At 71.7% G+C, this 8,670-nt stretch carries 10 protein-coding genes; 5 read left to right on the forward strand and 5 right to left on the reverse strand.

The features are described 5' to 3' along the window. Positions 1 to 58 precede the first annotated feature (58 nt). Entirely contained in the window at positions 59 to 424 is a 366-nt protein-coding gene (locus tag ACFWX1_RS32470; protein WP_378393574.1) for a DUF6885 family protein, read from the forward strand. Positions 425 to 428: 4 nt separating this feature from the next. On the opposite strand, the gene ACFWX1_RS32475 is transcribed toward ACFWX1_RS32470, so the two are convergent. The 3 genes from ACFWX1_RS32475 to ACFWX1_RS32485 form a co-directional block, all read right to left on the reverse strand. Next, positions 429 to 1,871 (reverse strand): amino acid permease, encoded by a 1,443-nt coding sequence (locus ACFWX1_RS32475; protein ID WP_378393575.1) that lies wholly within the window; start codon positions 1,869 to 1,871, stop codon positions 429 to 431. Positions 1,872 to 1,987: 116 nt separating this feature from the next. Then, positions 1,988 to 2,638, reverse strand: coding sequence for a response regulator (locus ACFWX1_RS32480; protein WP_378393576.1), 651 nt, complete (start codon positions 2,636 to 2,638; stop codon positions 1,988 to 1,990). Then, positions 2,639 to 3,841 (reverse strand): sensor histidine kinase, encoded by a 1,203-nt coding sequence (locus tag ACFWX1_RS32485; RefSeq protein WP_378393577.1) that lies wholly within the window; start codon positions 3,839 to 3,841, stop codon positions 2,639 to 2,641. Between the two features lie 91 nt (positions 3,842 to 3,932). Between ACFWX1_RS32485 and ACFWX1_RS32490 the strand changes: the two genes are divergently transcribed. Continuing rightward, positions 3,933 to 4,523 carry a hypothetical protein gene (locus tag ACFWX1_RS32490; protein WP_378393578.1) on the forward strand — a complete coding sequence of 197 codons (591 nt, stop codon included), beginning with the start codon at positions 3,933 to 3,935 and terminating at the stop codon, positions 4,521 to 4,523. Beyond that, positions 4,520 to 4,726, forward strand: coding sequence for a hypothetical protein (locus ACFWX1_RS32495; protein WP_378326985.1), 207 nt, complete (start codon positions 4,520 to 4,522; stop codon positions 4,724 to 4,726). The genes ACFWX1_RS32490 and ACFWX1_RS32495 overlap by 4 nt, the downstream gene beginning before the upstream one ends. Before the next feature lie 3 nt (positions 4,727 to 4,729). Here ACFWX1_RS32495 and ACFWX1_RS32500 read toward each other — a convergent pair whose 3' ends face one another. Then, positions 4,730 to 5,956 carry a hypothetical protein gene (locus tag ACFWX1_RS32500; RefSeq protein WP_378393579.1) on the reverse strand — a complete coding sequence of 409 codons (1,227 nt, stop codon included), beginning with the start codon at positions 5,954 to 5,956 and terminating at the stop codon, positions 4,730 to 4,732. After that, positions 5,953 to 6,762, reverse strand: coding sequence for a class I SAM-dependent methyltransferase (locus ACFWX1_RS32505; RefSeq protein WP_378393580.1), 810 nt, complete (start codon positions 6,760 to 6,762; stop codon positions 5,953 to 5,955). The genes ACFWX1_RS32500 and ACFWX1_RS32505 overlap by 4 nt, the downstream gene beginning before the upstream one ends. A gap of 63 nt (positions 6,763 to 6,825) precedes the next feature. Between ACFWX1_RS32505 and ACFWX1_RS32510 the strand changes: the two genes are divergently transcribed. Next, positions 6,826 to 7,221 (forward strand): hypothetical protein, encoded by a 396-nt coding sequence (locus tag ACFWX1_RS32510; RefSeq protein ID WP_378393581.1) that lies wholly within the window; start codon positions 6,826 to 6,828, stop codon positions 7,219 to 7,221. 44 nt (positions 7,222 to 7,265) lie between these two features. Then, a complete protein-coding gene (locus ACFWX1_RS32515; RefSeq protein WP_378393582.1) occupies positions 7,266 to 8,471 on the forward strand; it encodes a hypothetical protein in 1,206 nt (401 codons plus the stop codon). Positions 8,472 to 8,670 lie beyond the last annotated feature (199 nt).

Here is an 8,670-nt window from a genome sequence, read left to right on the forward strand (position 1 = left end):
GTCGCGCGCCCGGCGCGGGCGGTGGGGGGGGGTGGGGCGGGGGGGGGGCCGGGGGGGGGTGGGGCGCGGGGCCGGGGGGGGGGGGGGCCGGGGGCGCCCCGACGACACCCCGGAACGGGCACTGCTCGACTATCTCGACACCGGCGTCCCTCCACTGTGGACAGCGCGCTGGCGCCCGGCGGCCCGGCACTTCGTGCTGCTCGCCGGGATCCGGATCGGCGCCGAGGGGACCCTGGTGTCCGTTGTGGACACTTACCCTTCCTTGGGTGACAACGGAGTGCACGACCAGCCGCTGGAGTGGGTGACCGCGGCGCTGCGGAGCGGCCCGTCCGGCGTGCTGCTCGTCGCCGACTCCGACCAGGCGCTCGTGGCGGGCGCCGCCGTCGACGTCGCCCGCCTCACCCCGCGCTTCTGGGACTCCTGACCGTTCAGTCGCGCGGCGAGTTCAGCCGGGAGTGCTTGCGGCCGTAGGTGAAGTAGATGAGCAGGCCGGCCGCCAGCCACACCGCGAACCGGACCCAGGTGAGCACGTCCAGGTTCAGCATCAGGTAGAAGCAGGCGAGCGCGGCCACGACCGGCAGCACCGGTGAGAACGGCACGGTGAACGGGCGCGGCAGTTCGGGACGGCGGCGGCGCAGGACCGGCACCGCGACGGCGACGATGATCATCGCGGACAGCGCGCCGATGCTGACCATGTCGGCCAGTTCCGAGATCGGCACGAACGCGGCCAGCAGCGCGATGAGCACCGCGCCGCCGATCGTCATCCGGTGCGGTGTGCCCCACTTCGGATGTGTCGTGCCGAGTTTGCGGGGCAGCAGCCCGTCGCGGCCCATCGCGAAGCCGATCCGCCCGATGGTGACGAGTTCGACCATCATCACCGACGTCAGCCCGGTGACCGCGCCGAGCGAGATCAGCGCGCCGACCCAGTGCTGGCCGACGCGGTCGAACGCGTCCGCCAGCGGCGCGCCGGTGTCGATGTCGGTGAACGGCACCATGCCGGTGAGCACGATCGACACCCCGATGTAGAGGATCGCGCAGACGCCGAGCGCGCCGAGGATGCCGACCCGGAGATCCTTTCGCGGGTTCACGGTTTCCTCGCCGAGGTTCGCCAGCGCCTCGAACCCGGTGTAGGCGAAGAACACCACCGCGGCGGCGGTGAGCATCCCGGCGACGCCGTACAACGACGGGCTCAGCCCCAGCGCCGCCTGCACCACGGGCTGGTGCAGCGCGCTCGTCCCGGCCTCGGCGGGTTCCGACGGCGGGATGAACGGGGTGAGGTTCGCCGAGCGCACGAAGAACACGCCGACCACCAGGATCAGCACGCAGACCGCGACCTTGACCACGACGAGCAGGTTCGTCAGCCAGGCCGACTGCTTGATGCCGATCACCGCGACCACCGTCAGCACGGCGATGATCAGCACCGCGCCGATGTTCACCGTCGCCTTCTCGCCGAACAGCTCGGGGGACAGCCCCAGCAGGTTCGCCAGGTACCCCGACCAGCCACGGGACACCACGGCCGCGCCGAGCGCGAACTCCAGCAGCAGATCCCAGCCGATGATCCAGGCGAACACCTCGCCGAGCGTGGCGAAGGCGTAGGTGTAGGCGCTCCCGGCGGTCGGGACGCTGGAGGCCAGTTCGGCGTAGCACAGCGCCGCGAGCCCGGCGACCACCGCGCCGAGCACGAACGACAACGTCACCGACGGGCCGGCGTGTGTCTTGGCCTGGACACCGGCGAGGGTGAAGATGCCGGTCCCGATGATGATCCCGACGCCGAAGCCGATCAGATCCCGGCCCCGCAACCGCCGCTTCAGCTCGCCCGAGTCCTGCCTGCCGAGAACCTCGTCCACGTCCAAAGTCCGCCGCACACTCATGCGACGACGTTAGAAGATCGCACGGGCCCGTGCAGATCGGCCGTTCGGGGTGATCCGGCGCGGAACTCGCGTGATCAGGGACGGAACTCGCGTGATCAGGCGGAGATCTCGCGTGATCAGGGGGCGGGGACGCCGTTTTCCTGGGCGAGGATGGCGGCCTGGACGCGGGAGCGCAGGCCGAGTTTGGTCAGCACGCGGGAGACGTGGGTCTTGACGGTGGTCTCGCCGATGTGCAGGCGGGAGCCGATCTGGGCGTTGGAGAGGCCGGCGCCGAGACAGCCCAGCACCTCGCGTTCGCGGTCGGTCAGCTCGTCGAGACCGCTCGGCACGGGCGCGGGTTCCCGGCTGTTCGCCGCGAACGCCGCGATCAGCTTGCGGGTCACCTGCGGGGCCAGGACGCCCTCCCCGGCGGCGACGAGCTTGACGGCCTCGATCAGCCGGGCCGCTTCGACCGATTTGAGCAGGAACCCCGCCGCCCCGGCGCGGAGCGCGGCGTGCACGTACTCGTCGAGGTCGAAAGTGGTGAGCACGAGGACCTCGCCCAGGTTCTCGGCGATCACCTGCCGGGTGGCGGCGATGCCGTCGGTGCCCGGCATCCGCACGTCCATCAGCACGACGTCGGGGCGCAGCGCCCTGGCCTGCCGCACCGCGGCGGCGCCGTCCGCCGCCTCGCCGACGACCTCGATCTCCGGATCGTTGCCGAGCATGAGCATCAGCCCCGCCCGGATCGCCCCGTGGTCGTCGGCCACCAGAACCCGGACCGTCACTCAACCCTCCACCGGTAACTCGGCGCGCACCAGCCAGTCCGTGCCGGACGGCCCCGCGCTCAGCGTGCCACCGACCGCCGCCGCGCGCTCGCGCATGTTCAGCAGGCCCAGCCCGGCCCCGTCGGCGGCGGGTTCGCCTCGCCGCAGCCCGTTGCTCACCTCGACGGTCAGGACGTCGCCGTCGCGCCGGATGTCCAGGACGACCCGGCCGCCCGGCGCGTGCTTGACGGCGTTGGTCAGCGCCTCCTGCGCGATCCGGTACGCGGTGAGATCGACCGCGGCGGGCAGCCCTTGTCCGTCCATTGTGGAGCGTACCTCGACGCGCAGCCCGCTCGCCCGCGCCGATTCGACCAGTTTGGACAGTTCGGCCAGCCGCGGCGGCGCGGTGGTCTCCATCTCCGCGTCGCCCTGTGCCGAGCGCAGCAGGCCGATCATCGCCCGCATCTCCTCCAGCGCGCTGACACTGTTCTCCCGCACCGATTCCAGCACACCGCGGGCCAGCGCCGGGTTGGTGCCCGAGCTGGACAGCACGGCCTCGGACTGGATCGCGATGGCCGAGAGGTGCCCGGCGACGACGTCGTGCAGATCCCGCGCCATCCGCGCGCGCTCCGCCCCGACCGCGGCCTGACGGTCCAGTTCGGCGATCTTCGCCAGCTGCTCGCCGTTCGCCCGCTCCGTGTCGGCGATGTCGCGCTGCTGACGGACGTTGGCCGCCCACCACACCGGGGTGATCAGGAAAGGCAGGCAGCCCAGCGCCGCGAGCACCGCCTGCCGCCACTGCGCCGACAGCGCGGCCACCGCGACGACCACCGCGGCCGTGGCCGCGACCGCGATGCCGATCATGACCCGGCTCGTCCGCCGCGAGCCGTACAGCGTGGCGGCGTACAGGAAGTCGGTGAAGACGATGAGCACCGGCAGCGACGGCCCGAGCGTGATGTCCGCCGCGAGTACGCCGCAGGCGAGCAGTAGCCCGCCGGGAACCCAGCGGCGCAGGAGCTCCAGACCACAGAGGACGGTCAGCTCGGCCAGCCGGATCCACAAGGGATTCCTGTCGGCGCCGCCCAGCAGCTGGTGGATCCCGGCGACGTAGACCAGCAGGCCGATCAGCCAGGTGCCCAGTGCGATGACGGTGTCCTGCTGCCACACCGGCAGGGTCCGTAACCGGGGGAGGGCTCGCAGGGGCACACCACCATCCCAGCACATCCGCGCGGCGCCCGCGTCCTACGAACTGATGACGGCGATCTCGTGCCCTCCGCCGACGCGCGGACCGGGGCGCGCGGGTGAGGCTGGAGCGGTGAACGACATCGGGAAATTCTTCGCGGACAACCCCATGGCCGCGGTGATCGCCGCGGGCGAGATCGCCTTCTGGGTGTTCATCGTGGCCGGGCTCGTCGCGCGCTATCCACTGCGGCTCAAGCGGACCGGCGGCGTGCTGCTGGCCATGACGCCGGTGATCGACGTCGTCGTGCTCGTGCTGACCGTCGTCGACCTGGCGGGCGGGGCGAAGGCCAACTTCGTGCATGGCCTCGCCGCGGTGTACCTCGGCTTCAGCGTGGTGTTCGGGCCCGGCATGATCCGCTGGGCCGACGTCCGCTTCGCGCACCGGTTCGCCGGCGGCCCGCCGCCCCCGCCCAAGCCGGCGGGCCGGGAGCGGGCCCGCAAGGAATGGCGTGAGTGGGGCAAATGCGTACTGGCCAGCGCGATCGCGGCCGTGCTGCTGCTCGCCGCGATCCTGGTGATCGGGACGCCGGAGCAGGTCGCGCCGCTGTGGGGCTGGCTGCCGAGGCTGGGCGTCCTCACCGCGATCTGGTTCGCCACCGGCCCGCTCTGGCAGGAGATCTTCGGCGAGCGCACCGCAACCACACCGGAAAGGGTGAACCGATGATCGAACTGCTCGGGATCCTGCTCGTCGTCCAGGGCGTCGGCGGGCTCATCAACCGCCTCGCCGACGCGTCCTCGCGGAGCTGGTTCGTGCAACTGCACCTGCTGCCGCCGGAACTGCACATCGCGGCGAGCGTCGTCATGGCGCTGGCGGGCGCGGCGCTGCTGTTCGCCGAACGGGGGCGCAAGCGGCGCAACTCGGGATGAGCCTCACATCGAGACGAGGACCTGCAGCACGCCGAGCACGATCGTGACCACGGTCAGCAGGACCGTCACCCTGGTCAGCCGGGTGACGCGGGCGCTCACGGTGTTCTCGTAGGAGTACCGCGTCTCCTCGTCCATCGCCTGTGCCTGCCGGTCGAGCTGCCGGATGATCCGTTCGACGCCCATGCTGGTCACCAGCCGCCGTTCCAGGGAGTCGACCTCCGCGGGCAGCACCGAGTTGAGCATTTCGAGGATGTCGTCGAGCGAGCCGCGCAGCAGGCGGGTGCGGCTCGCCGGGTCCCCGCCCTCGGCGTGGGCGCGCTGCGCGCGGCGCAGCCACTGGTCGGCCAGCGCCATCCGGATCAGCACCCGCTCCAGCACGAACAGCATCCCGTGGTCGAGGCCGGCGACCGAGCTGTCGATGCCGAAGTACGGTTCCGGTTCGCCGAACCGGCGGACCGCGAGTTCCCGCTGGTGATCGATGTACTCGTCGTCCTTGCTGTTGAGGCAGACGATCCCGGTCGCCATCGCGTACGCGGCGACGAACGATCGGGTGCCCCACGACGGCCCGAGCGCGTCACGCGCGACCTCGCGGGGCACGAACCGCCAGCCCTCGTCGCTCGTGGCGAGCCCGTAGTACGGCCGGGGATCGGCGGCGACGACCGGCGCGGGCGGACGGCCGTCGTAGCCCCGCAGCTCGACGCACCAGCCCTTGCGCCGCAAGCCGTCCGTTTCGCAGCTGGTGGTGAGTTCGTCGAACGCCTTGGTCACCGCGGCGAGCAGCGAGGGCTGTTTCTCGCCGCGATAGCAGCCATAGAGTCCCTGATCGCCCAGCGCGGTCCGGCCCTGGAGGCTCTGCAGCAGCGCGATGGCGAGGTCGACGTCGGCGGCGGGCGCGTCGCGCTCCGGCGCCCGCACGGTGGTGGTGAACACGAACGTCATCGCGTGGTAGGCCGGATGCCAGGTGACCACGGTGCGGCAGGGGAGCGGGTGCGGGCCGACCGCGATGGACAGCGCTTCGCCGTCGCCCGGCGCGCACAGCAGCCTGCGGTCCGGCTCCTCGCTGTAGGTGGCGAGGAATCGTTCGGCGGCGGTCCATTCGTCGTGCAGCGCGCCGGAGAGCGGGGCGAGCAGGCCGCGGGAGGCGCCGTCGTCGAAGATCCGCGCGGCCTCGTCCTTCTCCAGCGGGACGGCCCAGGCGAACGACAGCAGCAGCGCCGGGCCGCGGCTCATCGGGCGGTGCGCCGCAGCACGGCGAGCTGGTCGCGGCCGAGGTGACGGCGCAGCGGCGGGGACGCGTTGACCAGCTCGTCGCGGTCGATGTGCCGATCGGCCGGGCCGAGGTCGTCGAGCACGTGGTAGGTCCACTCCCAGGCCGTCCGCCAGCCCGCGGCGGCGGCTTCCCTGTCGACGTCGGCGGGGTCGAGCAGCCGGATCGGGAGCGTGGTGTTTTTCTTGGTACGCAACGCTTCGTCGAACTCGGCGCGTCCGACGCGTCGCGAGTGGACGATGCCGGGCTCCGCGTCATCGACGCTGTCCAGGCTGAACCCGCCCCGGCCCAGCGGCGCGCGGCTGTAGGCGAGCACGAGGACCGCGCCCGGGGTGGTCAGCTCGTGCAGGCGGCGCAGCAGCGGGGTCACGTCGCCGGTCGGGACGTGCTGGATCACGTGACTGCACAGCACGAGGTCGTACGGACCCCCGTCCAGTTCGACGACCGGGGCGACGGCGAAGTCCAGCGCCGTGTCCGGTGGCGGGGTGAGCGCGCGGGCCTCGGCGAGGCGCTCGGCGTCGGGATCGGCCGCGGTGAGGGTGGCGGCGAACCGGGAGAGCCAGCCGAGCAGCCTGCCGCCGCCACAGCCCGCGTCGAGCGCGCGCACGTCGTTTCGCGGGCCGAGGACACCGGACAGCTCGGCGCCGAGCCGGCCGAGCGCGCGTTCCTCGCTGCGCGCCCAGTAACCCGGGTACGGCTCGTGCCCGCTGATGAAGGTCCCCGTGACGCGGTCGCCGGTGTCCGGGTAACGGTAGGTGTCCGTCAGCACCCGGTGAATATACCCGCGCGGAACCGGGTTCCGGGGCGCTTTCGCGGCGCTACCATGGTGTTCATGCCCGCCGCGACCGGCAGCGTTGCCGGGCCTCTGGTGCTCTACGCCGTGGTCACCGTCGCCCCCTCGGCGTTGTTCTGGTGCGCCCTGCGCGTCCCAGGGCTGCTGCGGTGGTGGCGCGACCGGCGCCGCCCGCCCGTCCCGGCGGGGCCGCCGATCGAACGGCTCGCGGCGGACCTGCGCCGGGTGCACCGCGATCTGGCGCGGTGCTCGCCCGGCACGCCCGCGGCCCGGCGGATCGGCGCGCGGCAGGCGTACGACACCCTGCTCGACCAGGCCTGCCGCCAGATCGAGGTCCCGCACCGGCTCGCGGAACTGCCCGAGGGCCTCGACCGTGACCTCGAACGGCTGCGGATCGAGGAATCGCTGCGCTCGCGCGGGCTCGCCGTGCCCTGAGCGGTTGTATCGAACGTGTACGCCGCCGGGGCACCGTGGCGGGTATGAGACGTGGACTTCTGACCGGCCTGGTGGCGGCGGTGCTGCTGGCGGTGGTGACCCCGGCCGCGAACGCGGCGGCGGCCTTCCCCCGGCTGAACGCGGCGACCGTCGACGGCTTCCGGCTGACCGCCGGAGAGACCTTCGAGAACTACGGTGCCCGGATCGCGGAGCTGGAAAAGCAAGCCCAGCTCAAACCCCGTGGCATGGCGGAGATCCTGAGCACGGCGAACCGCAAGGCCCGCCCGCTGTGTCACCCCACGCATCTCGCCGCGGCGCTGAACCCGGCGGGATTCTGCTGGGAGGACGCGAACGACGAGAAGACCAACGACTGGGTCCCGCAGGGTGTGACCGGTTCCGGCGACGCGAACCCGGAAACTGGGACGGTGGCGGGCAAACGCGTCGTCGCCGCGACCTGGCACGCCAGGGAGGACGCCATGGTCCGGCTGTCCTTTGTGGACGCTTCGGGCCTCGGCTACCGGCACGTACTGCTCGTGGAACCCACCTCCGGCACCGATTTCCAGGTCGTGACCGGACATGGGCACGGGATGATCTGGTCGGGCAACCTGCTCTACGTCGCGACGAGCGGCGGCGTGATCCGGGTCTTCGACACGACGCACTTCTGGAAGGTGGACGACAGCGCGGGCAACGTCGGCCTCGGCGGCGACGGTAAATACCACGCCGCGTTCTACGACTACGCCCTGCCGCAAGTGGGCGCGTATTGGTACGCCGACGGCAAGGGTTGCACCACGGCGTCGGGGACGAACCCGTGCCTGTCGACGCTTTCGCTGGACCACAGCGATTCTTCGTTCGTTTCGGCCGAACACGCGGCCGGATCGGGCGGCCGCGTCGTGCGCTGGCCGTTCGACCGCGCCACCGGGAAACTCGTGACCGGCTCCGACGGCCTGGTCCACGCGAAGGAGGGTTTCTCGTCGCCGGTGTGGGGCGTGCAGGGCGCGGTGTCGCGCAACGGCTACTTCGTGCTCACCGGCGTCTGTCCCGAAAACGCGGGCAAACCCGTGGACCTGCCGTCCTGCCTGCACGGCGGCGTCGGCGGCGAATCGATGTCCCGGCTGAGCGGTCAGGCGCCGGTCAACAGCCAGAACCTTTCGTACTGGCCCAAGACCGGGGAACTGTGGCTGATCAACGAACAGCTACGGGAACGCGTCACGGTGCACGTCCCCTGGACCAAACTCACCGGCCGCCCCTGAACGTCGAACTCGGGCCCGCGAACGTGGAACTCGGGCCCGTGGGTGTGGGACTCGCCGTGCGTTGGCGAGTCCCACACTCAAGCGGTCGAGTTCCACACACAGGCGCTTGAGTGCCACAATACTGTGTCTTATAAACAAAACCCAGCCCACCAGACAAGGTCCGATCTCGGGGGTGGGGGGGGGGGGGGGGTGTGGGGGG

Source organism: Amycolatopsis sp. NPDC059021 (genome assembly GCF_042739895.1).
Taxonomy (GTDB): Bacteria; Actinomycetota; Actinomycetes; order Mycobacteriales; family Pseudonocardiaceae; genus Amycolatopsis.

What these genes read in the sequence shown, in the direction of transcription:
- ACFWX1_RS32475 (WP_378393575.1), bottom strand. Translation starts at nt 1,871, where the DNA reads ATGAGTGTGCGGCGGACTTTGGACGTGGACGAGGTTCTCGGCAGGCAG.
- ACFWX1_RS32485 (WP_378393577.1), bottom strand. Translation starts at nt 3,841, where the DNA reads ATGTGCTGGGATGGTGGTGTGCCCCTGCGAGCCCTCCCCCGGTTACGG.
- ACFWX1_RS32495 (WP_378326985.1), top strand. Translation starts at nt 4,520, where the DNA reads ATGATCGAACTGCTCGGGATCCTGCTCGTCGTCCAGGGCGTCGGCGGG.
- ACFWX1_RS32500 (WP_378393579.1), bottom strand. Translation starts at nt 5,956, where the DNA reads ATGAGCCGCGGCCCGGCGCTGCTGCTGTCGTTCGCCTGGGCCGTCCCG.
- ACFWX1_RS32510 (WP_378393581.1), top strand. Translation starts at nt 6,826, where the DNA reads ATGCCCGCCGCGACCGGCAGCGTTGCCGGGCCTCTGGTGCTCTACGCC.
- ACFWX1_RS32515 (WP_378393582.1), top strand. Translation starts at nt 7,266, where the DNA reads ATGAGACGTGGACTTCTGACCGGCCTGGTGGCGGCGGTGCTGCTGGCG.